20 protein-coding genes and 1 tRNA gene are annotated in these 25262 nt (G+C 65.5%); 14 read left to right on the top strand and 7 right to left on the bottom strand.

Going from position 1 to position 25262, the window contains the following annotated elements; all coding sequences use genetic code 11:
* Positions 1 to 168 precede the first annotated feature (168 nt).
* Together AABA86_RS21290 and AABA86_RS21285 are read right to left on the bottom strand one after the other, a co-directional pair.
* Positions 169 to 244 (bottom strand) — tRNA-Ile (locus AABA86_RS21290).
* Positions 245 to 574: 330 nt separating this feature from the next.
* A complete protein-coding gene (locus AABA86_RS21285) occupies positions 575 to 1549 on the bottom strand; it encodes a Bug family tripartite tricarboxylate transporter substrate binding protein (protein ID WP_338308300.1) in 975 nt (324 codons plus the stop codon).
* A 107-nt stretch (positions 1550 to 1656) separates the two neighbouring features.
* Here AABA86_RS21285 and AABA86_RS21280 point away from each other — a divergent pair, with 107 nt between their 5' ends.
* Positions 1657 to 2619: a TAXI family TRAP transporter solute-binding subunit gene (locus tag AABA86_RS21280; RefSeq protein WP_338308298.1), complete on the top strand. Its 963-nt coding sequence runs from the start codon at positions 1657 to 1659 to the stop codon at positions 2617 to 2619.
* 70 nt (positions 2620 to 2689) lie between these two features.
* On the opposite strand, the gene AABA86_RS21275 is transcribed toward AABA86_RS21280, so the two are convergent.
* Entirely contained in the window at positions 2690 to 3919 is a 1230-nt protein-coding gene (locus AABA86_RS21275) for an ABC transporter substrate-binding protein (protein ID WP_212251117.1), read from the bottom strand.
* A 98-nt stretch (positions 3920 to 4017) separates the two neighbouring features.
* The gene (locus AABA86_RS21270; protein WP_028142263.1) at positions 4018 to 4911 is read right to left on the bottom strand and encodes a helix-turn-helix transcriptional regulator; all 894 of its coding nucleotides are present in this window, start codon (positions 4909 to 4911) and stop codon (positions 4018 to 4020) included.
* 391 nt (positions 4912 to 5302) lie between these two features.
* Here AABA86_RS21270 and AABA86_RS21265 point away from each other — a divergent pair, with 391 nt between their 5' ends.
* The 3 genes from AABA86_RS21265 to AABA86_RS21255 are packed head-to-tail and all read left to right on the top strand — an operon-like array spanning position 5303 to position 9254.
* Positions 5303 to 6130, top strand: coding sequence for a substrate-binding domain-containing protein (locus AABA86_RS21265; protein ID WP_338308296.1), 828 nt, complete (start codon positions 5303 to 5305; stop codon positions 6128 to 6130).
* Positions 6131 to 6184: 54 nt separating this feature from the next.
* Complete coding sequence (locus AABA86_RS21260; protein ID WP_338308294.1) at positions 6185 to 7291, top strand: molybdopterin-binding protein; 1107 nt, start codon at positions 6185 to 6187, stop codon at positions 7289 to 7291.
* A 13-nt stretch (positions 7292 to 7304) separates the two neighbouring features.
* Positions 7305 to 9254 carry a molybdopterin biosynthesis protein gene (locus AABA86_RS21255; RefSeq protein ID WP_338308293.1) on the top strand — a complete coding sequence of 650 codons (1950 nt, stop codon included), beginning with the start codon at positions 7305 to 7307 and terminating at the stop codon, positions 9252 to 9254.
* Between the two features lie 124 nt (positions 9255 to 9378).
* Here the strand turns inward: AABA86_RS21255 and mobA are convergent, their stop codons facing one another.
* Both mobA and fdhD read right to left on the bottom strand, forming a co-directional pair.
* Positions 9379 to 10020, bottom strand: coding sequence for a molybdenum cofactor guanylyltransferase MobA (mobA, locus tag AABA86_RS21250; protein ID WP_338308291.1), 642 nt, complete (start codon positions 10018 to 10020; stop codon positions 9379 to 9381).
* Positions 10001 to 10891 carry a formate dehydrogenase accessory sulfurtransferase FdhD gene (gene fdhD / locus AABA86_RS21245; RefSeq protein ID WP_338308289.1) on the bottom strand — a complete coding sequence of 297 codons (891 nt, stop codon included), beginning with the start codon at positions 10889 to 10891 and terminating at the stop codon, positions 10001 to 10003. The genes mobA and fdhD overlap by 20 nt, the downstream gene beginning before the upstream one ends.
* 107 nt (positions 10892 to 10998) lie before the next feature.
* Between fdhD and mobB the strand changes: the two genes are divergently transcribed.
* From mobB to ybaK, 10 genes are all read left to right on the top strand, one after another.
* Positions 10999 to 11526 carry a molybdopterin-guanine dinucleotide biosynthesis protein B gene (gene mobB / locus AABA86_RS21240; RefSeq protein WP_212251129.1) on the top strand — a complete coding sequence of 176 codons (528 nt, stop codon included), beginning with the start codon at positions 10999 to 11001 and terminating at the stop codon, positions 11524 to 11526.
* Between the two features lie 9 nt (positions 11527 to 11535).
* Positions 11536 to 12792: a molybdopterin molybdotransferase MoeA gene (locus AABA86_RS21235; RefSeq protein WP_212251131.1), complete on the top strand. Its 1257-nt coding sequence runs from the start codon at positions 11536 to 11538 to the stop codon at positions 12790 to 12792.
* A 45-nt stretch (positions 12793 to 12837) separates the two neighbouring features.
* Positions 12838 to 13071, top strand: coding sequence for a sulfurtransferase TusA family protein (locus tag AABA86_RS21230; RefSeq protein WP_183710984.1), 234 nt, complete (start codon positions 12838 to 12840; stop codon positions 13069 to 13071).
* Between the two features lie 116 nt (positions 13072 to 13187).
* Positions 13188 to 14621: a sigma-54-dependent transcriptional regulator gene (locus AABA86_RS21225; RefSeq protein WP_212251133.1), complete on the top strand. Its 1434-nt coding sequence runs from the start codon at positions 13188 to 13190 to the stop codon at positions 14619 to 14621.
* The gene (locus AABA86_RS21220; protein WP_338308285.1) at positions 14614 to 16638 is read left to right on the top strand and encodes a sensor histidine kinase; all 2025 of its coding nucleotides are present in this window, start codon (positions 14614 to 14616) and stop codon (positions 16636 to 16638) included. The genes AABA86_RS21225 and AABA86_RS21220 overlap by 8 nt, the downstream gene beginning before the upstream one ends.
* A 346-nt stretch (positions 16639 to 16984) precedes the next feature.
* On the top strand, positions 16985 to 18637 hold the full coding sequence (locus AABA86_RS21215; RefSeq protein WP_338308284.1) for an OFA family MFS transporter: 1653 nt from the start codon (positions 16985 to 16987) through the stop codon (positions 18635 to 18637).
* An 84-nt stretch (positions 18638 to 18721) separates the two neighbouring features.
* Positions 18722 to 19003 carry a hypothetical protein gene (locus tag AABA86_RS21210; protein WP_212251139.1) on the top strand — a complete coding sequence of 94 codons (282 nt, stop codon included), beginning with the start codon at positions 18722 to 18724 and terminating at the stop codon, positions 19001 to 19003.
* A 283-nt stretch (positions 19004 to 19286) separates the two neighbouring features.
* A complete protein-coding gene (locus tag AABA86_RS21205; RefSeq protein ID WP_338308282.1) occupies positions 19287 to 20990 on the top strand; it encodes an NADH-ubiquinone oxidoreductase-F iron-sulfur binding region domain-containing protein in 1704 nt (567 codons plus the stop codon).
* Complete coding sequence (fdhF, locus tag AABA86_RS21200; protein WP_338308280.1) at positions 20987 to 23755, top strand: formate dehydrogenase subunit alpha; 2769 nt, start codon at positions 20987 to 20989, stop codon at positions 23753 to 23755. Before AABA86_RS21205 ends, fdhF begins: the two co-directional genes overlap by 4 nt.
* Positions 23756 to 24004: 249 nt before the next feature.
* On the top strand, positions 24005 to 24478 hold the full coding sequence (ybaK, locus tag AABA86_RS21195; RefSeq protein WP_338308278.1) for a Cys-tRNA(Pro) deacylase: 474 nt from the start codon (positions 24005 to 24007) through the stop codon (positions 24476 to 24478).
* Positions 24479 to 24489: 11 nt separating this feature from the next.
* Here ybaK and AABA86_RS21190 read toward each other — a convergent pair whose 3' ends face one another.
* Positions 24490 to 25185, bottom strand: a complete 696-nt coding sequence (locus AABA86_RS21190; protein ID WP_338308276.1) for a GntR family transcriptional regulator — start codon at positions 25183 to 25185, stop codon at positions 24490 to 24492.
* Positions 25186 to 25262: the final 77 nt, after the last annotated feature.

Raw genomic sequence — 25262 nt, 5'->3', positions numbered from 1 at the left:
CGCGCGGCAGACTTCACTCGCTTCGCTCTTGATGTGTGGCGCTGGCTTGCCGGGCCGAAGCTCGCGGCCGAAGTCCGTCTTCGCGTCTGCTTTGCTCCAGCTACGCCGGACACGCTTCGCTCCTCGGCCTTGCATGGCTGCGCCACGCGTAGCCCGAAGGGCGAAGCGTGGTGGGCCCGGCAGGACTCGAACCTGCAACCAGACCGTTATGAGCGGCCGGCTCTAACCATTGAGCTACAGGCCCCGCCGCGAGGTGGCTCGCGGGACGCGCGGCCGGCAACGGTGCGCGGTTCGTTTACAGGGATGGGGGCGGGGGTGCAATGCTGGCCCGGCGGATGGGAACGCCGGAGCAGCATCGCCGGCGATTTTCAAATAACCGAAATTGGCGATGATGCCTGTATGCCCCTGTTTTGCCCGACGGAGCAAAACCACCTCGTCAGGCTCGTCTTTCGTTGCCCGTAACCCATTGAAATTACTGGCCTCGTCTACTGTGCATGGGGTTGTTTTGCGATATTTGTGGAGGGGGCCTCCGGGTCCCCTCCGATGTCCTGCCGGCGAGCCGCTAGGCCCGGCGCTAATCCACCGACACCCCGGCGAACTCCACCACCTTGCGCCACTTCTCGGTCTCGTCGGTGACCAGCTTGCCGAACTCGGCCGGCGTCATCGGCTTGGGGATGCCGCCGACTTCAGTGAGGCGCGCGATCAGCTTCGGGTCCTTCAGCGCTTCGCCGACGGCCTTGTTGAGGGTCTCGATCACGTCGCTCGGCGAGCCTTTCGGCGCGGAGATGCCGTAGAAGCCGACCGATTCGAAGCCCGGCACGGTCTCGGCGATCGCGGGCACGTCGGGCACGCTCGGCCAGCGCTGCGGCGAGGTCACGCCCAGCGCGCGGACGTTGCCGCCTTTGGCCTGCTCCAGCGCGGAGGGCAGGTTGTCGAAGATCAGCTGCACCTTGTTGGAGATGATGTCGGGGAAGGCGATGGCTGAGCCGCGATAGGGCACGTGCACCATGTCGCACTTGGTCATCACCTTGAACAGCTCGGCCGACATGTGCACCGAGGTGCCGTTGCCGGACGACGCAAACGAGATCTTGCCGGGATTGGCCTTGCAGTAGTCGACGAACTCCTGAACCGTCTTGGCCGGAAACGCGTTGGAGACGACCAGCATGTTGGTGAGCTGCATGATGCTCGCCACCGGCACGGTGTCGCGCAAGAAGTCGAACGGCAGCTTCTTGTAGAGCGAGGTCGAGATCGCGTTGTTGGGCGCGACGAACAGCAACGTGTAGCCGTCGGCCGGCGAGTTGATCGCGGCGGCGGCAGCGATGTTGCCGCCGGAGCCCGTGCGGTTCTCGACGATGAATTGCTGGCCGAGACGGTCCGACAGCCACTGCGCCATGATCCGCGCCACGATGTCGACCGGGCCGCCGGCGGCAAATCCAATCAGCCAGTGCACGGGGCGGTCGGGATAGGCGGCGGAGGCGGGAGGCGTGGCGCTGAAAAGACCTAAAAGGACTGTGAGCCCAAAAAAACCGCACCGCAAAATTCGCAACATGACGCCTCCCATTGTTCTATTGTCGTTGGGCGACATGCTTTCACAAATTCGGGCCGCTGCCTACATCGCCGCAAGTCGGTGTTGACGCAGGCCCGCCGGGAATGACCATGAGATTCGCGATGATCGCTCTTGCTGCAGTGCTGCTCGCAAGCCCCGCTGCCGCTCAAACCGGAGGCACGGCCATTTCGACCACGGCGATCAGTTTGGGCACAGCGACGCCCGGCGGCGGTTTCCCGCTCTATGGCAACGCCTTTGCCGAAGTGATGAACGCGGCCGATCCGCACATCTCCATTGCGCCCCGCAACACCAAGGGCAGCAACGAGAACATTCCGCTGCTGGAGAAGGGCGAGCTCGATCTCGCGCTGGTCGCGGGCGAGCCGGCCTATGAGGCCTTTGCCGGCATCGGGCGTGCGCCGGTTCGGCTGAAGATTCTCACGGCGATCTATTCAAACCCCGGCATGTTCGTGGTGCGCGCGGACAGTCCCTACAAGACGATCCGCGATCTCGTCGGTCAGCCCGTGGCGTTCGGCGCCAAGGGCTCGGGCCTGCCGATCCTGGCGCGCTATGTGCTGGATGGGCTCGGGTTGAGGCAGGATGAGGACTTCAAGGCCATCTATCTCGATCGCGCCGGCGACGGCCCCGCGATGGTCGAGGACGGCCGTGTCGCCGCGCTGTGGGGCGCCGGCATCGGCTGGCCCGGCTTTGCCGCGGTCGCATCGAGCGCGTCAGGCGCGCGCTTCATCGCGCCGAGCGTTGAAGAGATGACGCGCATCCGCGCCAAGCATGCGTTCCTGAAGCCGCTGCTGGTGCCGGCCAATAGCTATCCGAAGCAGGACGCGCCGATCGCCTCGCTCGGCTCCTGGAGTTTTGTCCTCACGCGCGAGGACCTGTCCGATGACGTCGCCTATCGCTTGGCGAAGACACTGCACGGCGTCGAGGCGGATTTCTGCAAGAAGCTCGCCCAGGCCTGCGAGACCACCGCGTCGAACACGGTGGCGGCGGCGCCGAGGCCGGAGCTGATCCATCCGGGCGTGATGAAGTATTTTCGCGAGATAGGTGTGGTGAAATAGCGAGTGGCGAGTTGCGAATAGCGAATGGAAGCATCCCCATTCGCTACTCCCTATTCGCCACTCGCCAATCTCACTTCTTCACCATCGCACACGCCTGGTCCGGCGGACCGAACGCCTTGTCGCCGGAGATCGTGGTGAGGATCTTGTAATAGTCCCACGGATATTTGCTCTCCTCCGGCGTCTTCACCTGCACCAGCCAGAGATCGTGCACCATCAGATTGTCCTCCCGGAGCTTGCCGTTGCGGGCGAAGAAATCCTCGATCGGCTTCTCGCGCATCTTGGCGGCGACCTTGAGCGGATCGTCGGTGCCGGCTTCCTTGATGGCGTTGAGATAGTGCATCACGGACGAGTAGACGCCGGCCTGCCACATCGACGGCATCTTGTTCATCTTGGCGAAGTAGCGCTTCGACCATTCGCGGGTCTTGTCGTCCATGTCCCAGTAGAACGAGGTGGTCAGCAGCAGGCCTTGCGCCGCCTGCAGGCCGAGGCCGTGGATGTCGGTGATCAGCGCCAGCAGCGCCGCCATCTGCTGGCCGCCCTTGAACACGCCGAACTCCGAGCCGGTCTTGATCTCGTTCATGTTGTTGGGGGGGCCTGCGGCAATGCCGATGATCTTGGCCTTGGAAGCCTGCGCCTGCAGCACGAAGGAGGACAGGTCCGGCGTTGCCAGCGGCGGCCGCACCGAGCCCAGCACCTTGCCGCCATTGGCGGTGACGACCGCCGACGCATCGCGCTCCAGCGAATGGCCGAAGGCGTAATCGTCGGTGATGAAGAACCAGCTGTCGCCGCCGCGCTTGACCACCGCGTCCGCGGTGCCGACCGCGAGCGCGCGGGTGTCGAACACCCATTGGATCGCGTAAGGCGAGCAGAACTTGCCGTGGAAATCGGCGGTGCCGGTGGAGTGGGTGATGAACAGCCGCTTCTTCTCGTTGGCGATGTTCTGCACCGCGAGCCCGACCGCCGAGACCGGCACGTCGACGATCAGATCGACCTGCTCGACGTCGAACCAGCGCCGCGCGAGCGAGGCGCCGATGTCGGCCTTGAGCTGATGGTCGCCGACCACAACGCTGATCGGCTTGCCGAGCACGGTGCCGCCGAAATCGTCGATCGCCATCTGCGCCGCTGTCACCGAGCCCTGACCGGTCGGCGCGGAGGCCGGGCCGTTCATGTCGGTGAGCACGCCGATCTTGACGAGGTCGTCGGAAACCTGCGCCGATGCCGCGCCCGACATCAGCGTCGCCGCCAGGAACGTCGCTGCAAAGCCGGCCGCGACCGGTAGTCCAAATCTCGTTGGGTTCACGCTTGTCCTCCCCTGATCCGGCGCGTTGGCCGGTGTTGCCCCGGGTATGCCCGGCTGAATTGGTTTCTTTTGCAACTATTTTGGGGCGGGCGTCAATGTCAGGCTGCGAAGCGGATCTGTCCTGCGGGTGAGGGATCGTAGCCGGTCAGCTCCTCGGCGCGCTGGCGCAGCCGCCGCTCGTTCAGGAATCCGATCAAGGCCTGCATGGCAGGGCGGAAATAGCTGCGCTGCCGCATTGCGAGGTCAAAATTCTCCCAGACCAGGGGCACGAAATCGAGGCCGGCCGAACGCGCCGCGGCGCGCGTGGCGATGCCGCAATCGGCCTGGCCGGCGCGGACCAGTTCGGCGAGATCCGGCCCCGTCAGGGCCGGCGTCTCGACCCGCCGCAAATCCCGCGTCGTGGCGCCCGCGCGCTTCAGGAGCACATCGAGCAGCATCTGCGCGCCCGTGCCCTGTTGCCGCATCGCCATCCGGGCGCCGAGCGCGAGCACGTCGGTCAGGCCGTGCAGGTGCTTGGGGTTGCCTTGCGGCAGCACGAGCCCCTGCTCGCGGCGCACGAACGCGACCAGCACCGCATCATGCAAATCCGGAGCGGCCCGCAGCGCTTCGACACTGGCATCCCCCGTGAGATCGTCGGAAGCATCCAGGCCGTGGAAGTGTATCGCCGCCGCCATCACCTCGTTGCGCTGCAAGCGCTCGAGCCCGCGCACGCTGCCCTCGCTCATCGATCCCAGGCCCGAGCCGGATTCGCGCAGGCTCCAATCCAGCAGCTCGTCCTGGCTGCCGCCCACGACCGGCGGCGGCTCCGCGATCAGCATGCCGGCCGGACGCGCGAGGCCCGAGAGCACCCAGAGATCGAGCTCGTGTCGCGGGAAGAGCCACTTCCCGGTCACCTTGGTGCAGGGGATCGCGCCGGTGGTGACGAGTTCGTAGAGCTTGCGTTCGCCGAGCCGAAGATAGTCGGCGGCTTCGCTGGTCGTCAGGAATTCCATCCTGCATTCCTATGCAAATTCTTGCTTCTTTTTGACGTTCGACGCAGGTGGAATTCTGCATTTCAAGTTCTCGTCCGCCGGGACCATGCCTGATCATCTCGCTGCTTTGCAACACATCCTCACGCGCGTCGTTTGCTTTGGTGAATGATCCTGCAGCATGCGCTTGGTGCGCTCGTCGCCGGCGATCGCAATCGGATGGCGATCTGCGTTGCCGAAATTTCCCGAGCCGCGCGATTGCCGCCTCGCGGGCGAATCCCGCCGCCGGTAGTGGCTGGATTTGCATTCAATCTGTTGTTGTCCGCATCGCGGACGCCGCAGCGCGCAAACGCGTCACGAGTGCGGCGCAATCGATCATCATCATGATCGCGTCATAGCCAATGGGAACCTGATCATGGGCCGCCTGTCCGTTGCATTCGCGCTGTTCTGCGGCCTCACCGCGGGCGTCGCGGCCTCATCCGCGGAAGACCGCGCCATCGTGCTGGCCTCGACCACATCGACGCAGGATTCCGGCCTGCTCGACTATCTGCTGCCGATCTTCCGCGACAAGACCGGCATCGACGTGACGGTGATCGCGCGGCGCGCCGACGAGGTGCTCGACGGGCCGCGAAGGGGCGAGGCCGACGTCGTGCTGATGCATGCGCGGCCGCAGGAGGAGAAATTCGTCGCCGACGGGTTTGGCGTGAAGCGGTTCGACGTGATGTACAACGACTATGTGCTGATCGGACCGAAGAGCGATCCCGCCGGCGTCAAGGGCAAGGACATCGCGACGGCGCTGAAGGCGATCGAAGCCAAGGGCGCGCCGTTCGTGACGCGTGGCGATCGGTCGGGCACCCACGCTGCGGAACTCGCGCTCTGGATCGTCGCCGGCATCGACATCGCGGCTGCCAAGGGCGCCTGGTACCGAGAGGCCGGCCAGGGCATGGCCTCGGCCCTCGACGCCGCGCGCGCCGCCAATGCCTATGTGCTGTCGGATCGCGGCAGCTGGATCTCTTTCAAGGATCGCGGCGATCTCGACACCGTCGTCGAAGGCGACAAGCGGCTGCTCAATCAGTACGGCGTGATGCTGGTGAACCCCGAGAAGTTTCCGAACGTGAAGAAGGAGCTGGGGCAGACCTTCATCGACTGGCTGATCTCGCCCGAGGGGCAGGCGGCGATCGCCGGCTACAAGGTCGACGGGCAGCAGCTGTTCTTTCCCAATGCGGATCGGTCGGGCGGTTGACGTCGGCATCGCCGGCGGTTGCCAAACCGGGCGATGCATGGTCCACCATGGCGCATGACCCAGCGCCTGCCGCCATCGCTGACGCCGCTCGACACTGCGCTCGCCGCGTTGCTGAGCGGGCTTGAACCGCTTGCACCGGTGGAGTTGCCGCTGAGCGAAGCGGCCGGCTGCATCGCGGCGGGCACGCCGCTGCTTGCGGCCCATCCGCATCACGACATCGCCGCCGCGGACGGCTGGGCGCTCTGCGCCAACGATCTCGTTGGCGCGTCCTCTTACTCGCCGCTGCCTTTGACACAAGCGCCCGTGTGGGTCGAAGCCGGTGACGCGATGCCCGACGGCTGCGACTGTGTACTCGATGCCGACGCGGTCGATGCATCGGGGCCGCTCGTGCAGGTGCTGGCGGAGGGCGTGCCGGGGCAGGGCGTCAGGCGTGGCGGCAGCGACATCGCCGAGCGCACGCCGGCCGGCGCCGAGGGCCATCCGGTCGCCGCAGCCGATCTGCTGCTCGCGCGCGTTGCCGGTTTGGACAAGCTCGGCGTACGGCGGCCCCGGCTGAGCATCGTCAACGTGCCGGGTGCAACGGCAACGATGCATATGATCGCCGGGATCGCGGGCGCTGCGGGACTGGATGTGAAGACGCATGAGGCCGGCGCGCGCGATGCGGCGTCGATTGCCGATGCGCTCGATATATCCTGTTGCGATCTGATCCTGACGGTCGGCGGCAGCGGCGTTGGTCGCGCCGATGCGGCCGTCACGGCGCTGGCTCAGCGCGGTGATGTGATCGCCCACGGTTTTGCGCTTCAGCCCGGGCGGACTGCCGCGGTCGCCAAGCTCGGAAAGGTTCCCGTCGTCGCCTTGCCGGGCTCGCCGGATCATGCACTCGCGGCGTGGCTCGCGCTCGTGCTTCCGCTCATCGACCGATTATCGGGGCGCCGGCCGCGCCGGTGGGTGAGCCTGCCGCTTGCGCGAAAAATCGCATCCAGCGTCGGCATCGCCGAGATCGCTTTGCTGGCCAGGGAACATCACGGCTGGACGCCGCTCGCCGTGGGCGAATGGCCGCTCCAGGCCATTGCCGGTGCGGATGCATGGCTGCTCATTCCTGACAGCCACGAGGGATTTGCGGCAGGCGTGCCGGTCGATGCCTATCTGATGTGGGAATGATATGGGTTTTGGCATGTCGACGAACCCGCAATCGCAAATCCGCAGCGCGCTCGAACAGGAGCAGTTCCTCAAGATCCTCTCGCGCGAGGAGGCCCTGGCGCGCTTCGAGGCTGCGTTGTTCCCGCGCGCCGTTCCGAGCGAAATGCGTAAGCTCGGCGATGCGCTCGGCATGGCGCTCGTTGTAGACATCACCGCGCCGATCGACGTTCCCCCGTTCGATCGCTCCAATGTCGACGGCTTTGCCGTGCGCTCGGCCGACCTTGCGGCGGCTGGCGAAGGCACTCCTCGGCGCCTCACGCTGAACGGCGAGACCATCCACTGCGGCACCGCGCCGACGCTGCAGGTGGCGGCGGGAACCGCAACGCCGATCGCCACCGGCGGTCCGTTGCCGCGTGGTGCCGACGCGGTCGTCATGGTCGAGCACACCCAGCCGGCCGGCCTTGATGCGATCGACGTGCGTCGGGCGGTCTCGCCCGGGCAATTCGTGTCGTACGCCGGATCCGATATTGCACGCGGCGAGGCGCTGCTGCGCGCCGGCACCATCATCGGCTCGCGCGAGATCGGCATGCTGGCCGCGTGCGGCATCGCCGAGGTGATCGTCGCGCGCAGGCCGCGTGTCGCCGTGATCTCCACCGGTGACGAGCTGGTCCAACCCGGCGGGGCTCTTCCGCCCGCCGCGATCTACGACACAAACGGCGCGATCGTCGCGGCTGCGATCGACGAGAACGGTGGCGAGGCAGTCTTCCTCGGCGCCATTCCAGATGATGAGGCGAAACTCGAATCCGCAATGCGCAGCGCGCTCGCCGAGTCCGATATGCTGGTACTGTCGGGCGGTACCTCGAAAGGCGCCGGCGATCTGTCCCATCGCATCATCGGCCGGCTCGGTGAGCCCGGCATCATCGCGCATGGCGTTGCGCTCAAGCCCGGCAAGCCGCTGTGCCTTGCGGTGTGTGACGGCAAGCCGGTGGTGATCCTGCCGGGCTTTCCAACCTCGGCGATGTTCACCTTCCACGACATGATCGTGCCGGTGCTGCGCAAGCTGGCCGGCCTGCCGCCGCGCTCGGATGCCAAGGTGAGCGCGACCGTGCCGGTGCGCATTGCTTCCGAGCTCGGCCGCACCGAATTCATCATGGTCTCGCTGGTCGAAAGCAGGGATGGCCTGATCGCCTATCCCTCCGGCAAGGGGTCTGGCGCGATCACGTCCTTCGCGCAGGCCGATGGCTTTTTGCGGATCGATGCGCTCGCCGACCAGATGCCGGCCGGGACCGAAGCCGAGGTGACGCTGTTCACGCCGCACGTGCGCGTGCCCGATCTCGCCATCGTCGGCAGCCACTGCACCGGCCTCGATCTCGTCACCGCACAGCTCGCACATGCCGGTCTGACGGTGCGCTCGATCGCCGTCGGCAGCCTCGGCGGACTCGCGGCCGCAAAGCGCGGCGAATGTGATTTCGCGCCGATCCATCTGTTCGATGACAAGAGCGAGACCTACAACTCGCCCTATCTCGTCGAGGGCCTCGAGCTCGTGCCGGGCTGGCGGCGGATGCAGGGCATTGTCTTCCGCGAGGGCGACAGGCGTTTCGAGGGCCTCGGTGCGAACGAGGCGGTCGCCGCTGCTCTCGTTGATCCCGCCTGCATCATGGTCAACCGCAACCAGGGCGCCGGCACGCGCATCCTGATCGACCGGCTGCTCGGCGGTGCGCGGCCGGAAGGCTACTGGAACCAGCCGCGGTCGCACAATGCTGTTGCGGCGGCCGTCGCGCAGCACCGCGCTGACTGGGGCATGACCATCGCGCCGGTCGCGCATGCGGCCGGCCTCGGTTTCATCCCGCTCGCGGAAGAGCACTATGACTTTGCGCTGGTAAGCGCGCGCAAAGACCGGCCGGCGGTGCGGGCTTTTCTCGACGCACTTGGCTCGAATGAGGCGCGCGCCGCGCTGGAGCGGGCGGGATTCCGGCCGGCGTAAACGAGCTCGTGAGCGGGCCTTGGCTAAAGCGCGATGAGATCGGGAAGAATCGTCCTAGCGCTTTAGGTTGTCGTTTGAGGATGATCTTTCGGAAAGCCGCTGCGTACTTTTCCGAATCATCCCTTTAGGATGCGTCGTCCAGTGCCGCCAGCCGTTCCGCCTCGGCGATATCCTCGACCGTATTGGCGTTGAAGAACGGATCGAGCGGCTTGGTCGGCCACGTCACCGTCGCGAGCGGATAGCGCGCCGTCCAGCGGTCGATCTTGCGGAGGTCCTCGACGACCAGCGCGTGCCGGAGCTCGTCGCGCAAGGCGACGCGCCACAGGCCGATCACGGGATGCGACTGCTCGCCTGATGCGGCGACCGCGAGCTGCGCGTTCTCTTGGCTCCGCGCCTCATGCAGCCGCGCGACCAGATCGCGCGGCAGGAACGGGCAGTCGCCGGCGGCGCTGAGCACCCATTCGACACCCGGCCGGTTCGCCGCGGTCCAGTCAAGCGCGGCGAGGATGCCGGCGAGCGGACCGGGAAAGCCGGGCACGTCGTCGGCGACGACCTGCAGGCCGAACGCGGCGAAACGCGCGGGATCGCCGTTCGCGTTGAGGATCAGCCCGCTGCACTGGGGCGAGAGGCGCGCGATCACGCGCTCAAGGATGGTGCGGCCGCCGATGGTGCGCATCGGCTTGTCGCCGCCGCCCATGCGGCGGGCGAGGCCACCGGCGAGCAGCACGCCTTGCGTCGGCGGAAATTCAGTCGTCACCAGCTTCACCCTTGCGCTTGTGCTTCGCCGACTCTTCCTCGACGTAAGCGAGGTCCTGGTCGTAGACGATGCGCTCTTCGCCGGCGAGCGCGATGAAGCGCTTGCCGCGGGTGCGTCCGACCAGCGTCAGCCCGACCTGCCTTGCAAGATCGACCCCCCAGGCGGTGAAGCCGGAGCGCGACACCAGGATCGGAATTCCCATGCGGACCGTCTTGATCACCATCTCCGAGGTGAGCCGCCCCGTGGTGTAGAGGATCTTGTCGGAGGCGTCGACGCCGTGGCGGTACATCCAGCCGGCGATCTTGTCGACGGCGTTGTGGCGGCCGACATCCTCGGTATAGCAGAGCGGCGTGCCTTCCTTGCACAGCACGCAGCCGTGGATCGCCCCGGCCTCCAGATAGAGCGAGGGCATGGTGTTGATGGTCTGCGTCATCTGGTACAGCCAGGACGTGCGCAGCTCGGCCTTCGGCAGTGCGACGCTCTCGACGGCTTCGAGCAGATCGCCGAAGGCGGTGCCCTGCGCACAGCCCGAGGTCTGCGTGCGCTTCTTCAGCTTGGCCTCGAAATTGGTGTGATGCTCGGTGCGAACGACGACGACCTGGAGGTCGTCGTCGTATTCGACCTCGGTGACCTCGTCATTATATTTCAGCATGTTCTGGTTCAGCAGGTAGCCGAGCGCCAGATATTCGGGGTAATCGCCGATCGTCATCATGGTGACGATCTCCTGCGAATTCAGGTAGAGCGTCAGCGGCCGCTCCATCGGCACCTTGATCTCGACCTTGGCGCCGGTCTGGTCGGTCCCGGTCACGCTCTGGGTCAGGCGCGGGTCGCCCGGGTTGGGGAGGATCAGGGGCACCGGGGCTTTGTCGATCTTCATCATGGCGGCGAGGTTAGCATGACATTCGGGTCAAGCCGATATAAGCATGCTCACGACGAGGGAGAAGGCGGTTCCGGCCGCATGACACGGCTGGCGGAGATCGAGTTGCGATGAAAGTCATCGGCCTTGCAGGCTGGAGCGGTGCGGGCAAGACCACGCTGTTGACGCGGTTGATCCCGCATTTCAACGCGCAGGGGCTGCGCGTCTCCGTCATCAAGCATGCGCATCACCAGTTCGACGTCGACGTGCCCGGCAAGGATTCCTGGCGCCATCGCGAGGCCGGTGCGGCCGAGGTGCTGGTGGCGTCGTCGAACCGCTGGGCCCTGATGCACGAATTGCGCGGGGCCGCGGAGCCGCGGCTGCCGGAACTCCTGGGCAAGCTGTCCGCGGTCGATCTCGTCGTGGTCGAAGGTTTCAAGCGCGAGCCGCATCGCAAGATCGAGGTGCATCGCGCGGCCAACGGCAAGCCGTTGCTGTTTCCCGACGATCCCGGGATTGCCGGGATCGCGGCGGACACCGCCATTGACACTGGGCTGCCAACTGTCCATCTCGACGATATCGCGGCAGCCGCAGCATTGCTGCTGCGCGCGGCGATGCCGGTCGAGGAAGTGGTCGCTAAAAGCGCTGCGATGCGCTGACGAGGCACCATGGCGCAACTGTCGGACGATTGCTTTGCCTTCGGCGGCCCGATGATGTCGGTCGACGAGGCCGTTGGCCTGATCACGACGCGCGTCAATGCGATCGCCGATCTGGAGACCGTGGCGCTGGTCGAGGCGGACGGGCGCGTGCTGGCGCGCGATGTCGCAGCGCCCCTGCCGCTGCCGCCCTTCACCAACTCGGCCGTCGACGGCTACGCCGTGCGCAACGCCGACATTCCTGAAGGCGCGGAGCGGGCATTCCCGCTCGATGGCCGTATCCAGGCCGGCGGCCTTGCACAGGCGCCGATCAAGCCCGGGCACACTGCGCGCATCTTCACGGGCGCGCCGATGCCGCCGGATGCCGAAACCGTCTTCATGCAGGAGGACGTCCGCATCGACGATTCCGGCAAGATCGTGCTGCCGCCGGGTCTGAAGCCCGGCGCCAATGTCCGCCCCGCGGGCGAAGACATCCCTGAGGGGCACGTCGCGCTGCGCGCCGGCCAGCGCTTGCGGCCGCAGCACGTCGCGCTTGCCGCGGCGTTCGGGCTGACGCGCCTCGATGTCGTCAGGCGAATCCGTGTCGCGGTGTTCTCGACCGGCGATGAGCTGGCTTCGCCCGGCGAGCCGCGCGCGGCCTCGCAGCTGTTCGATTCCAACCGCTTCATGCTGATGGCGATGCTGCGCCGGCTTGGCTGCGAGGTCAGCGATCTCGGCATCTTGCGCGACGAACGGACTTCACTCGCGAATGGCTTGAAGCAGGTGGCCGGTCGTCATGACCTGATCCTCACCACCGGCGGCGTCTCGACCGGCGAGGAGGACCACGTCAAGGCGGCGGTCGAGAGTATCGGCTCGCTGGTGCTGTGGCGGATGGCTATCAAGCCGGGCCGTCCCGTGGCGATGGGCATCATCGACGGCACGCCCCTGATCGGATTGCCCGGCAATCCCGTCGCGAGCTTCGTGACCTTCGTCCATGTGGTGCGGCCGACGGTGCTGGCGCTCGCCGGCGGCGTGCCGGAGCCGCCTCTGCCGATCCCGGTGCGGGCGGCATTCACCTACAAGAAGAAGCCAGGCCGGCGCGAATATGTTCGCGTCTCCGTGCGGCGGGCGCAGGACGGGGCCTTGGAAGTCGTCAAGTTTCCGCGCGAGGGAGCCGGGTTATTGTCCTCGCTGGTCGAGACCGACGGCCTCGTCGAACTCGGCGAGGACATCACGAATGTCGAGCCGGGGCAGGACGTGGGCTTCTTGTCCTATGCCGATCTGCTCTAAAGGCCTCGCGTTGACGTCATCGATCGGTCCCGCCATGTTGTGCCCATGACCAGAACGACGCTCGATCTCACCGGGTTGAAATGCCCTTTGCCCGCCCTGAAGACGCGCAAGGCGCTGAAGCCATTGCGGCCGGGCGATCAGCTCGAAGTGCACTGTACGGATCCCTTGTCGGTGATTGACATTCCGAACCTGATCCGCGAGACCGGCGACAAGGTCGAGATCACCGAGCGCAACGAGGCGCGCATCGTGTTCCTGGTCGAAAAGAGCGACGCCCCGTAGAAAGGCGAATATTCACGGCGGCGACGTTTGACTATGTTGCCTGCACGGGACACGGCCGGAACTTCGCTGCAATGCGAAAGGCGCCGATGGATGATCTCAAACCTAAGACGTCGGGCATGACTTTCTCAACATCGAGGGCAAGCGCTGCCGCAGGTCCTGCGGTGAGCCGCGAGCCTGCCGCCAAGCCCGGCAAGACGGCCGCAGGGCCGGAGTTCGGCGCGCTGGCGCAGGCCTCCATCCTGGTCGTCGACGACGAGCCGGGCATGCGCAATTTCCTGGTGCGCACGCTTGGACCGCGCTGCAAGCTGGTGGACGAGGCGGCCGATACCGATCAGGCTTCGCGCAAGCTCGATTCCAATCGCTACGACGTCGTCATTCTCGACAACATCATGCCAGGCAAGAATGGCGTCGATTGGCTCGCCGAGCAGCGCGCCGTCGGCTTCTTCGCCGACGCCATCCTGATCACCGCCTATGCCGACCTCGACACCGCGATCCAGGCCCTGCGCGCCGGTGCGGCCGATTTCGTGCTCAAGCCGTTCCGCTCCAACCAGATCCTCAACGCGGTGGCACGATGCCTCGACCGTGTCCGCCTCCAGCGCGAGAACTATGTCCTGCGCTACGCCCTGCGTGCCTCGTCCGACCGCACCTTTCTGCGCGACAACCTGATCGGCCAGTCGGCCGCGACGCTGCGCGTGCGTGAGACCATCGCGCGCGTTGCACGCCTGCCGACCTCGGTTCTCCTCACCGGCGCATCCGGCACCGGCAAGGAAGTGGCGGCACGATCGATCCACTCGCTGTCCGACCGCGCCGACAAGCCCTTCGTGCCCGTGAATTGCGCGGCGATCCCGCCCGAGATGATCGAGGCCGAGCTGTTCGGACACATCAAGGGCGCCTTCACCGGCGCCGATTCGGGGCGTGAGGGCTTGTTCCTGTACGCGCACGGCGGCACGCTGTTCCTCGACGAGATCGGGGAGCTTCCGCTGCCGATGCAGAGCAAGCTGCTTCGCGTGCTCGAAGACCGCCGCGTCCGTCCGGTTGGCTCCGAGCGTGAAGTTCCGGTCGACCTGCGTTTCATCTTCGCAACCAATGCCGAGCTTCAGAAAGAGGTCGAGAAGGGCCGTTTCCGAGCCGATCTGTTCTACCGGCTCAACGTGATGCAGATCCACCTGCCGCTCCTGAAGGATCGCGGCGATGACGTCCAGGAGCTTGCCGCCATCTTCATGAGCAAGCTGTCGGCTCAGCTCGGCATGCCGCCGGTGCCGATCGACGCCTCGGTGCGGGCGGCGCTCGCAAGCTATGACTGGCCGGGCAATGTGCGCGAGCTGCGCAATTTGATCGAGCGCACGCTGATCCTCGGCGCCTTCCCCGACGATTTCGCCGGTCCGCGCAACGACGGCCAGTCGGCACCTGCCGACAGTCTCGCGGAGCTCGAGCGCCGTCACATTCTCGGCGTGCTGAAGGAGGTCCATGGCAATCGCGAGGAGGCGGCGCGGCGTCTCGGTATCTCGCGCAAGACCATCGACCGCAAATGCGCGTTATGGGATGTCTGATAGCGCCCGCCGCAGCGGCGAGCTCGTGCGGGGTCGCTCCGTCCGCTTCCGGCTGCTCGCGATCGCTCTGCTGCCGATGCTGGTCATCCTGCCGCTCCTGCTCGGCGTTGCAATCTATCGCTGGAACGCGAAATTCGACGCGGCCCTGATCTCCAAGGTGAACGGCGATCTCACCATCGCCCATCAATATCTCGCCCGCATCCTGGAAAAGACCGGCGTCCAGATCCGGGCGCTCAGCCTGTCGGCCCGCTTCCAGGAGGTGCTGGCGCCTGATGCGCACGGCTCGCTCCGGGACCTGCTCGACGAGACCCGCAAGGAGATCGGTCTCGATTTCCTGTATCTGACCAACGATCGCGGCGACGTCCTCGCCTCATCGCCCCCGCTGCAGCGTCAACCGAGAGGTGACTGGCCGATCATCATGTCGGCGCTGTCGGGCCAGGTCCCCGCGACGGGTGTCGATATTTTCGGCAATGACGAGCTCGCCGCAATTTCGCCGGCCCTGGCCGAGCGTGCGCGATTGGACCTCGTGCCGACCCCGAACGCAGTGCCGACCGACCGCAGCACGGAGACGCGCGGCATGGTCGTGCACGCGGCGAGCCGGGCGATGCTGCCTGACGGGGGCGCCGCTGCGCTGGTCGGCGGCACATTGCTCAACCAGAACCTCGAATTCATCGACACGATCAACGATCTCGTCTACCGCGCGGCGAGCCTGCCGGAGGGCAGCCAGGGCACCGCGACGCTGTTCCTGGACGACGTGCGGATATCGACCAACGTGCGTCTGTTCGAGGGACGGCGCGCGCTCGGCACGCGCGTGTCGGCGGCGGTGCGCTCGGCCGTGCTGGGTGAGGGGCACACCTGGCTCGACAGCGCTTTCGTGGTCAATGACTGGTACATCTCCGCTTACGAGCCGCTGGTCGACAGTTATGGCAAGCGGGTCGGCATGCTCTATGTCGGCTTTCTGGAGAAGCCGTTCAGCGAAGCCAAATACCAGACATTGGTGATCATCATCGCAGCGTTCATCGCGATCACCGCTGCGACCGTACCGATCTTCCTGCGCTGGGCGACCTCCATCTTCATGCCGCTGGAGCGCGTCACGGCGACGATCGGCGAGGTGGAGCGCGGGAACCTCTCCGCCCGCACCAAGATGCCGGTGTTGGGTGACGAGATCGGCCGCGTCGCGGTTCATCTCGACAACCTGCTCGACCAGATCCAGGAACGCGACCGACAGCTCCGGGAATGGAACGAGGAGCTGAACGTCCGCGTGCTGGAGCGCACCCGGGACCTCGAGCACGCCAATCTCAAGCTCGAGGCAACCACCAAGCAGCTCATCATGTCCGAGAAACTGGCTGCGATCGGCGAGATCACCGCCGGCGTTGCGCACGAAATCAACAATCCGATCGCGGTGATGCAGGGCAATCTCGACGTCATCCGCAGCGTGTTCGGGGCCGATGCCGACAAGGCGAAGGTCGAGTTTCGCCTGCTCGACGAGCAGATTCACCGCATCAGCCAGATCGTGACCAAGCTGTTGCAGTTTGCAAGGCCGGAGGAATATGCCGGCTATGTCGAGCGCCATGCGCCGGCGAGCGTCATCTCCGACTCTCTGCCGCTGGTGCAGCATCTTCTGAACAAGACCGAGATCGCCGTGGTCAGGGACGACCGCGCCAGCCGGCTCGTGCTGATGAACCGGAACGAGCTGCAGCAAGTCCTGGTCAATCTCATCGTCAACGCGATCCACGCCATGCCGGAGGGCGGAACCCTGACGCTCCGCTCCTTCGATGCCGAGCGCGACGGCCATCAAGGCGTCGCCATCGAGGTCGCCGACACCGGCATCGGCATGAGCACTGAGGTGATCGAAAAGATATTCGACCCCTTCTACACCACGAAACAGCGGCAAGGCACCGGACTGGGCCTTTCCATCAGCCAGACGCTGATCAAGCGCCAGGGTGGACAGATCACGGCCGAAAGCCACCTCGGTTCCGGGAGCGCCTTCACGATGTGGCTGCCGGAAGCGACCTGATTGGACATTTTGTCCCGGGATTCAGGACATTCTGTCCGGCACGGCACATTGCGCTGCGGGAAGTCGTTGAATCATCACGATGCGACTTCTGGCACGCGCGTTGCTCATCTCAAGACAGGGTGTTGAGGGGGATGAGGGCGCGATAGCGGTCACGGCAACGCTGCTTGCGAGGCGAAGGGACATCGCTCGCGATCAGTTGCTTGCCCGGCGCACAAGACGCGATGCGCACCAGACGATTCCACTTCGGCATGAATGAAGTCCGACCTGTCATGCGCGGCTGCCAAGCACGCACACGACCGGTCGCAAACCGATATGCCGGCAAGGCCGCGCTTGGGAGGGAATGCTTATGACGACTGCCGATACCGTTCTTGCACCGGTTGGTGCTTCCGGCTTCCTCGATCGTGAACGCACGATCGCGAAGGCCGGGTTCAATCGCTGGCTGGTGCCGCCGGCTGCGCTGTGCATCCATCTCTGCATCGGCATGGCCTACGGCTTCTCGGTGTTCTGGCTGCCGCTGTCGCGCGCGATCGGCATCACGCAGAGCAAGGCTTGCCCCGACATCTCGCTGTGGCAGGAGCTGTTCACCACGACGTGCGACTGGAAGGTCGCAAGCCTCGGCTGGATGTACACGCTGTTCTTCGTCCTGCTCGGCGTCTCTGCCGCGATCTGGGGCGGCTGGCTCGAGCGTGCCGGCCCGCGCAAGGCAGGTTTCGTTGCCGCGCTTTGCTGGGGCGGCGGCCTCTTGATCGGCGCTTTCGGCGTCTACGTCCATCAACTCTGGATCATGTGGCTTGGGGCCGGCGTCATCGGCGGTGTCGGGCTCGGCCTCGGCTATATCTCGCCGGTGTCGACGCTGATCAAATGGTTCCCCGATCGCCGCGGCATGGCGACGGGCATGGCCATCATGGGGTTTGGCGGTGGTGCGATGATCGGTGCGCCGCTCGCCAATCTGCTGATCAACTACTTCAAGACCGCAACGGACGTCGGCGTCTGGCAGACCTTCGTCGTGATGGGAGTGATCTATTTCATCTTCATGACGATCGGTGCCTTTTCGTATCGGGTGACACCGCCCGGCTGGCAGCCCGATGGCTGGACGCCGCCGAGCGAGAAGAAGTCGATGATCACCGAGCACCATGTGCACCTCAACAACGCGCACAAGACGCCGCAATTCTGGCTGATCTGGTGGGTGCTCTGCTTGAATGTCTCGGCGGGTATCGGTGTGATCGGCATGGCCTCGCCCATGCTGCAGGAAATTTTCGCCGGCAAGTTGATCGGGCATCCGGAGCTGACGTTCAGCCAGCTTTCGGTCGAGCAGAAGGCATCGATCGCGGCGATCGCCGCCGGCTTCGCCGGCCTGCTGTCGCTGTTCAACATCGGCGGCCGGTTCTTCTGGGCGTCGATGTCGGACCTCATGGGGCGCAAGAACACCTACTACACCTTCTTCATCCTCGGCATCGTGCTCTACGCACTGGCGCCGACCTTTGCCGCGATGGGCTCGAAGCTGCTGTTCGTGCTTGGCTTCGGCATCATCCTGTCGATGTACGGCGGCGGATTCGCGACAGTGCCGGCCTATCTGGCCGACATGTTCGGAACGCAGTTCGTCGGCGCCATCCACGGTCGGCTGCTGACGGCGTGGTCCACTGCCGGCATCATCGGCCCCGTCGTGGTCAACTACATCCGCGAGTTCCAGCTCGCGGCAGGTGTGCCGCGTGACCAGCTCTACAACACGACGATGTACATCCTGTGCGCCATGCTGATCGCCGGTTTGATCTGCAACTATATGATCAAGCCGGTCGATCCGAAGTGGAACATGAGCCACGAGGAGGTGGCCCGCCTGCAGGCGGCCAGTGCGAAGAGCGAGGCGTCGGTCCAGCACGGCTCGTTCGGCATCGGCAAGGGCGGTCTGGACGCCAATGCGGCGCTGTTCTGGGCCTTCGTCGGCGTGCCGCTCGCTTGGGGCGTCTGGAAGACGCTGGAGAGCGCGGTCAAGATTTTCTGATCGCACGTTCATCGCGGCGGGAGCGCACCATGCGCGCTCCCGCCGCTCATTTCGATTGTTTCAAAACTACCCTGGGGGAATTCGATGGTTCGTAAGCTCGTTTGTGCCGCCGCCGTGCTGCTCGTCGCCGGCGCCCTGCAATCCGCATCCGCACAGACCGCCGCGGCACCGGCTGTAACGCCGCCCGCCGCGACCGAGGCCAAGCCTGGCAAGATCAAGCTGACCGCGCAGAAGCTCAAGGACATGAAGGCCAAGTGGAGCGCCAACAAGTCGAAGCTCAAGGACTGCCGCAAGGACGTGAAGGCCAAGGGCCTCGCGGGCGACGATCGCTGGTTCTATATCGAGGAGTGCATGGGCAAAAGCTGACCCGCCAGCACCAGTCATGGCGAGGTCACCTGTCGCCTCGGGGCGGGAACTCGATGCGATTTCGCTATCGCAGCATAAGAAGCCTTTATTGATCTTCAGGCCAATTCAGGCTTCGTTTGATCAGCTGGATGTTGGACGAACGGTAAAGCCGGGTCCGGGCAGCGGTCCAGGGTTGTCCTTGGGCTGCGCTTAACTGCTTCCGCAAGCATGATAATTTGCTTGGCATCTGGCATGCCAGAAGTTAGAAGTAGAGCCGTTCTACAGTCGAGATCGAGACGAATCGATGAGCCACGACGTGCACAAGGTCCGCCCGTTCGAGCATCCCGGTGAGGGACGCAAGCGAGCCAAGGCCACGCCCAAGGGACGGCAGGTCGATCCCACCGCCGCGCACGAGATCGAGCAGCTGCTCGGCGACAGGCCGCGGCGGCGTGATCTCCTGATCGAATATCTGCACCTGATCCAGGACAGATATCATCAGATCTCGGCCGCGCATCTCGCCGCGCTCGCCGACGAGATGAAGCTCGCCTTCGCCGAGGTGTTCGAGACCGCGACCTTCTACGCGCATTTCGATGTGGTGAAAGAGGGCGAGCCTGACATTGCGCCGCTGACGATCCGCGTCTGCGATTCGCTGACCTGCGCGATGCTCGGCGGTGAGAAGCTGCTCGAGGATTTGCAGAGTGCATCGGGTCCCGGCATCCGCGTCGTCCGCGCGCCCTGCGTCGGCCGCTGCGACACCGCGCCGGCCGCGGAAGTCGGCCACAACTTCGTCGATCATGCGACCGTCGCCAATGTGATGGCGGCCGCGAAGGCCGGTGACACCCACGCGCATCTGCCCAAATATGTCGACTACGACGCCTATGTCGCTGATGGCGGCTACAAGCTGCTCAACCGTTTGCGCTCGGGCGAGTTGTCCAAGGACGATCTGCTGAAGGCGCTCGACGACGCTTCGCTGCGTGGCCTCGGCGGCGCTGGCTTCCCGACGGGACGCAAATGGCGCGCGGTGCTCGGTGAACCCGGCCCGCGGCTGATGGCGATCAACGGCGACGAGGGCGAGCCCGGCACGTTCAAGGACCGCGTCTATCTCGAAAGCGATCCGCATCGCTTCATCGAGGGCATGCTGATCGGCGCGCATGTGGTGCAGGCCTCCGATGTCTATATCTACCTGCGCGACGAATATCCGGCCTCACGCGAGATCCTGGAGCGCGAGATCGCAAAGCTTCCTCCGGGCGGCCCGACGCTGCACATGCGCCGCGGCGCCGGCGCCTACATCTGCGGCGAGGAATCCTCGCTGCTGGAGAGCATCGAGGGCAAGCGCGGCCTGCCGCGGCACAAGCCGCCCTATCCGTTCCAGGTCGGCCTGTTCGGCCTGCCGACGCTGATCAACAACATCGAGACGCTGTGGTGGGTGCGCGACATCGTCGAGAAGGGCGCCGACTGGTGGAAGGGCCATGGTCGCCACGAGCGTCACGGCCTGCGCAGCTTCTCGGTCTCGGGCCGCGTGAAAAATCCCGGCATGAAGCTCGCACCCGCGGGCATCACCGTGCGCGAGCTGATCGACGAATATTGCGGCGGCATGGCCGATGGCCATCAATTCTATGCGTACCTGCCGGGCGGCGCGTCCGGCGGCATCCTGCCGGCGTCGATGGACGACATCCCGCTCGATTTCGGCACGCTGGAAAAATACGGCTGCTTCATCGGCTCGGCCGCGATCGTGATCCTGTCGCAGAAGGACAGCGTGCGTGCGGCGGCGCTGAACCTGATGAAGTTCTTCGAGGACGAGAGCTGCGGCCAGTGCACGCCGTGCCGCGTCGGAACCCAGAAGGCGGCGCTGCTGATGCAGAAGCCGGTGTGGAACCGCGCACTTCTGGAAGAATTGAGCCAGGCGATGCGCGATGCCTCGATTTGCGGGCTTGGACAGGCGGCATCGAATCCGCTGGCCACCGTGATCAAATATTTCCCTGACGAGTTCAAGGAAGCGGCCGAATGACCAAGATTACGTTTGAGCTCGACGGCAAGCAGGTCGAAGCCAATCCCGGCGAGACGATCTGGCAAGTCGCAAAACGCCAGGGCCGCGAGATCCCGCATCTGTGCTATTCGCCCGCGCCCGATTATCGGCCTGACGGCAATTGCCGTGCCTGCATGGTCGAGATCGAGGGCGAGCGCGTGCTGGCCGCGTCCTGCAAGCGTACGCCGTCGGTCGGCATGAAGGTGAAGTCCGAATCCGCGCGCGCGGTGTCGGCGCAGAAGATGGTGATGGAGCTGCTGGTCGCCGACCAGCCGGCGCGCGAGACTTCGCACGATCCGGATTCGAAGTTCTGGCACTGGGCCGAGACGACAGGCGTCACCGAGAGCCGCTTCCCGGCCGCCGAGCGCTGGGCAACCGACGCCAGCCATCCGGCGATGCGCGTCAACCTCGACGCCTGCATCCAGTGCGGCCTGTGCGTGCGCGCCTGCCGCGAGGTCCAGGTCAACGACGTCATCGGCATGGCTTATCGCAACCATGGCTCGAAGATCGTGTTCGACTTCGACGATCCCATGGGCGAGTCCACCTGCGTCGCCTGCGGCGAATGCGTTCAGGCCTGCCCGACCGGCGCATTGATGCCGGCCGTGATGCTCGACGAGAAGCAGACCCGCGTGACTTACGCGGACAAGAAGGTGGATTCGCTCTGCCCGTTCTGCGGCGTCGGCTGCCAGGTGACCTACGAGGTCAAGGACGAGAAGGTGATCTATGCCGAGGGCCGCGATGGCCCTGCCAATCGCAACCGCCTCTGTGTGAAGGGCCGCTTCGGCTTCGACTACATCCACCATCCGCACCGCCTGACCAAGCCGCTGGTGCGGCTGCCCAATGCGAAGAAGGATGCCAACGACCAGGTCGATCCCGCCAATCCGTTCACGCATTTCCGCGAAGCGAGCTGGGAAGAGGCGCTCGACATCGCGGCCAAGGGTCTCGTCAAGATCCGCGACACGAACGGCGTGAAGGCGCTCGCCGGCTTCGGCTCGGCCAAGGGCTCGAACGAAGAGGCCTATCTGTTCCAGAAGCTGGTGCGCACCGGTTTCGGCTCCAACAATGTCGACCACTGCACCCGGCTGTGCCACGCCTCGTCGGTGGCGGCGCTGTTCGAAGGTCTCAGCTCGGGCGCCGTGTCGGCGCCGTTCTCCGCGGCGATGGACGCCGAGGTCATCATCGTGATCGGCGCCAACCCGACCGTAAACCATCCGGTCGCCGCGACCTTCATCAAGAACGCGGTCAAGCAGAACGGCGCCAAGCTGTTCGTGATGGACCCGCGCCGGCAGACGCTGTCGCGCCATGCGACCAAGCATCTGCAGTTCAAGCCCGGCTCCGACGTCGCCATGCTGAACGCGATGATCAACACGATCATCACTGAAGGCCTGACCGACGACCAGTACATCGCCGGCTACACCGAGGGTTTTGAGGACCTCAAGGAGAAGATCAAGGAATTCACGCCGGAGAAGATGGAGGCGATCTGCGGCGTCCCGGCGCAAACGCTGCGCGAGGTTGCGCGCGCCTATGCGCGGGCAAAATCGTCGATCATCTTCTGGGGCATGGGCATCAGCCAGCACGTCCACGGCACCGACAATGCGCGCTGCCTGATCGCGCTCGCGCTGATCACCGGCCAGGTTGGCCGCCCCGGCACCGGCCTGCATCCGCTGCGCGGCCAGAACAACGTGCAGGGCGCCTCCGATGCCGGCCTGATCCCGATGTTCCTGCCGGATTACCAGCCGGTCGGCCGCGACGACTTGCGCGGGGCCTTCGAGAAGCTGTGGCAGCAGGATCTCGATCCCGTGCGCGGCCTCACGGTGGTCGAGATCATGAACGCGATCCATGCCGGCGAGATCAAGGGCATGTATATCGAGGGCGAAAACCCCGCGATGTCGGACCCCGATCTCCAGCACGCGCGCCACGCGCTCGCCATGCTCGACCATCTCGTGGTGCAGGACCTCTTCGTGACCGAGACCGCGTTCCACGCCGACGTGATCCTGCCGGCCTCGGCCTTCGCCGAGAAGGAGGGCTCCTTCACCAACACCGATCGCCGCGTGCAACTCGCGCGCCAGGTGATCAAGCCGCCGGGCGATGCGCGACAGGATCTCTGGATCATCCAGGAGATCGGCAAGCGCATGGGCCTGCCGTGGAATTATGCCGGTCCCGGCGACGTCTTCACCGAGATGGCAGAGCTGATGCCGTCGCTGAAGAACATCACCTGGGAGCGGCTGGTGCGCGAAGGCGCGGTGACCTATCCGGTCGACGGTCCGGACCAGCCCGGCAACGAGATCATCTTCACCACGGGCTTCCCGACCGCGAGCGGCCGCGGCAAGATCGTGCCGGCCAAGGTCATCCCGCCCGACGAGATCCCCGACGCCGAATATCCGATGGTGCTGTCGACCGGCCGCGTGCTGGAGCACTGGCACACCGGCTCGATGACCCGCCGCGCGCAGGTGCTGGACCAGATCGAGCCCGAGGCGGTCGCGTTCATGTCGCCGAAGGACATGCACAAGAAGAAGCTGGTGCCGGGCGATTTCATTCGCCTGGAGACTCGCCGCGGCGCCGTCGAGGTCAAGGTCCGCTCCGACCGCGACGTGCCGGAGAACATGGTGTTCATGCCGTTCTGCTACGCAGAGGCGGCGGCGAACCTGTTGACCAACCCGGCGCTCGATCCGTTCGGCAAGATCCCGGAATTCAAGTTCTGCGCGGCCAGAGCCGAACGCGCGGAGATGCGGGACGCGGCGGAGTAGGGAAGACCTCCTCCCAGCGGGGTTTGGCGGCATAGCGCCTCCAAATTCCGCTGTCGTCCTCGCGAATGCGAGGACCCATACCGCGTGATTTCTCGATTGCGGACGGTCTTAGTACCAAACGTCGAGCCTTCGCCAAACTCCTCCCTGGGGTTATGGGTCCCCGCGTGCGCGGGGACGACAGCGGATGTGTGGCGGCAATTACACCCCCCACCGCTTCGCTCCTCGCAATGACGGTGGTAGATGTGACCCATGTCCAAAGCCACCCCAGCCACACGCGCGCTCACGGCCGCCGGTATTGCCTTCACCGTCCATGCCTACGACTACGATCCTGACGCCGAGAGCATCGGGCTGCAGGCGGCCGCTGCGCTGGCTGAGGACCCCGCGCGCGTCCTGAAGACGCTGATGGCGCTGGTCGATGGCAAGCCGGTCTGCGTGATCGTGCCGTCCGACCAGGAGGTCTCGATGAAGAAGCTGGCCGCTGCCGCGGGCGGCAAGTCGGCGCAGATGATGAAGCCGCCCGAGGCTGAGCGCGTCACCGGCTACAAGGTTGGCGGCATCAGCCCGTTCGGCCAGCGCAAGCCCGTGCGCACCGTGATCGAACAGAGCGCGCTCGGGCATGATCAGGTTTATCTCAATGGCGGCCAGCGCGGCTTGCAGGTGCGGCTGAGGCCGGCCGATGTGCGGGACGCGTTGAGGGCGGTCGTTGTCGACGTCGTGGCCTGAGCGTCACGCGCTTACTGCTTCTGCAGCAGCTTCAGCCGGCAGCGCAGCGCCTCGCGGATATGTGCCCTCGCAAGCTGCTCGGCCTTGTCGCCGTCGCGCGCGGCGATCGCCTCGATGATGACCTGGTGCTCGCCGTGACTGGTCGAAGGGCGTCCCGTCACCGTGAAGGTGGTCGGGCCGAGCAGCGCGATCCAGTCCTGCAATTCGCGCGAGGCGTTGTCGAGATAGCGGTTGCGCGCGGCGCGGCAGATGGCCTCGTGGAAGGCGCGGTTGAGCCTTGCCATTTCTCCTGCCATCTCGGCGACGTTGGTCGCGGAGGTCTCGACAAAAGCCTGCTCGATATCCCAGAGTGCATCGACCTCGGGCGCCGAAGCGTGTTCGGCGGCGAGGCGCGCCGCGGCACCTTCCATGATTTCGCGCATGGCGTAGAGCTCGAGCACTTCCGAGATGTCGAGATTGCGCACGATCAGCCCGCGTCCGCCGGCGGGCTCGACGAAACCGCGTGCGGCGAGCCGGCCGAGCGCTTCGCGCACCGGGGTGCGGCTGACCTTGAGCCGCTGCGCGACCTCTTCCTCGCGCAGGCGGTCGCCGGCGCGGTAGCTGCCGGCCTGGAGCGCCTCGCACAGCGAGCGGAATACAGCTTCGCCAAGGGCAACGCCGCCGCCGCGCGCGATCGATCCGCCTGTCTTTGCCGGACGCCTCGCCATGTTCCCTCGTAGCAAGGCGCATCCTGCCCATGCAGAGATGACGCTTGCAGGCTCTCTGTATATCTTTGTATACAAAA

Source organism: Bradyrhizobium sp. TM233 (genome assembly GCF_036247965.1).
GTDB classification, from domain to species: Bacteria; Pseudomonadota; Alphaproteobacteria; order Rhizobiales; family Xanthobacteraceae; genus Bradyrhizobium; species Bradyrhizobium ottawaense.
The sequence above is the reverse complement of the archived record's forward strand: the minus strand, read 5'-3'. Positions and strand labels throughout refer to the sequence as shown.

Excerpts from the sequence above, each read along its gene's own strand:
- AABA86_RS21285 (WP_338308300.1), bottom strand. The coding sequence starts at position 1,549 with ATGTTGCGAATTTTGCGGTGCGGTTTTTTTGGGCTCACAGTCCTTTTA.
- AABA86_RS21280 (WP_338308298.1), top strand. The coding sequence starts at position 1,657 with ATGAGATTCGCGATGATCGCTCTTGCTGCAGTGCTGCTCGCAAGCCCC.
- AABA86_RS21270 (WP_028142263.1), bottom strand. The coding sequence starts at position 4,911 with ATGGAATTCCTGACGACCAGCGAAGCCGCCGACTATCTTCGGCTCGGC.
- AABA86_RS21265 (WP_338308296.1), top strand. The coding sequence starts at position 5,303 with ATGGGCCGCCTGTCCGTTGCATTCGCGCTGTTCTGCGGCCTCACCGCG.
- AABA86_RS21260 (WP_338308294.1), top strand. The coding sequence starts at position 6,185 with ATGACCCAGCGCCTGCCGCCATCGCTGACGCCGCTCGACACTGCGCTC.
- AABA86_RS21255 (WP_338308293.1), top strand. The coding sequence starts at position 7,305 with ATGTCGACGAACCCGCAATCGCAAATCCGCAGCGCGCTCGAACAGGAG.
- fdhD (WP_338308289.1), bottom strand. The coding sequence starts at position 10,891 with ATGATGAAGATCGACAAAGCCCCGGTGCCCCTGATCCTCCCCAACCCG.
- mobB (WP_212251129.1), top strand. The coding sequence starts at position 10,999 with ATGAAAGTCATCGGCCTTGCAGGCTGGAGCGGTGCGGGCAAGACCACG.
- AABA86_RS21235 (WP_212251131.1), top strand. The coding sequence starts at position 11,536 with ATGGCGCAACTGTCGGACGATTGCTTTGCCTTCGGCGGCCCGATGATG.
- AABA86_RS21230 (WP_183710984.1), top strand. The coding sequence starts at position 12,838 with ATGACCAGAACGACGCTCGATCTCACCGGGTTGAAATGCCCTTTGCCC.
- AABA86_RS21225 (WP_212251133.1), top strand. The coding sequence starts at position 13,188 with ATGACTTTCTCAACATCGAGGGCAAGCGCTGCCGCAGGTCCTGCGGTG.
- AABA86_RS21220 (WP_338308285.1), top strand. The coding sequence starts at position 14,614 with ATGTCTGATAGCGCCCGCCGCAGCGGCGAGCTCGTGCGGGGTCGCTCC.
- AABA86_RS21215 (WP_338308284.1), top strand. The coding sequence starts at position 16,985 with ATGACGACTGCCGATACCGTTCTTGCACCGGTTGGTGCTTCCGGCTTC.
- AABA86_RS21210 (WP_212251139.1), top strand. The coding sequence starts at position 18,722 with ATGGTTCGTAAGCTCGTTTGTGCCGCCGCCGTGCTGCTCGTCGCCGGC.
- AABA86_RS21205 (WP_338308282.1), top strand. The coding sequence starts at position 19,287 with ATGAGCCACGACGTGCACAAGGTCCGCCCGTTCGAGCATCCCGGTGAG.
- fdhF (WP_338308280.1), top strand. The coding sequence starts at position 20,987 with ATGACCAAGATTACGTTTGAGCTCGACGGCAAGCAGGTCGAAGCCAAT.
- ybaK (WP_338308278.1), top strand. The coding sequence starts at position 24,005 with ATGTCCAAAGCCACCCCAGCCACACGCGCGCTCACGGCCGCCGGTATT.
- AABA86_RS21190 (WP_338308276.1), bottom strand. The coding sequence starts at position 25,185 with ATGGCGAGGCGTCCGGCAAAGACAGGCGGATCGATCGCGCGCGGCGGC.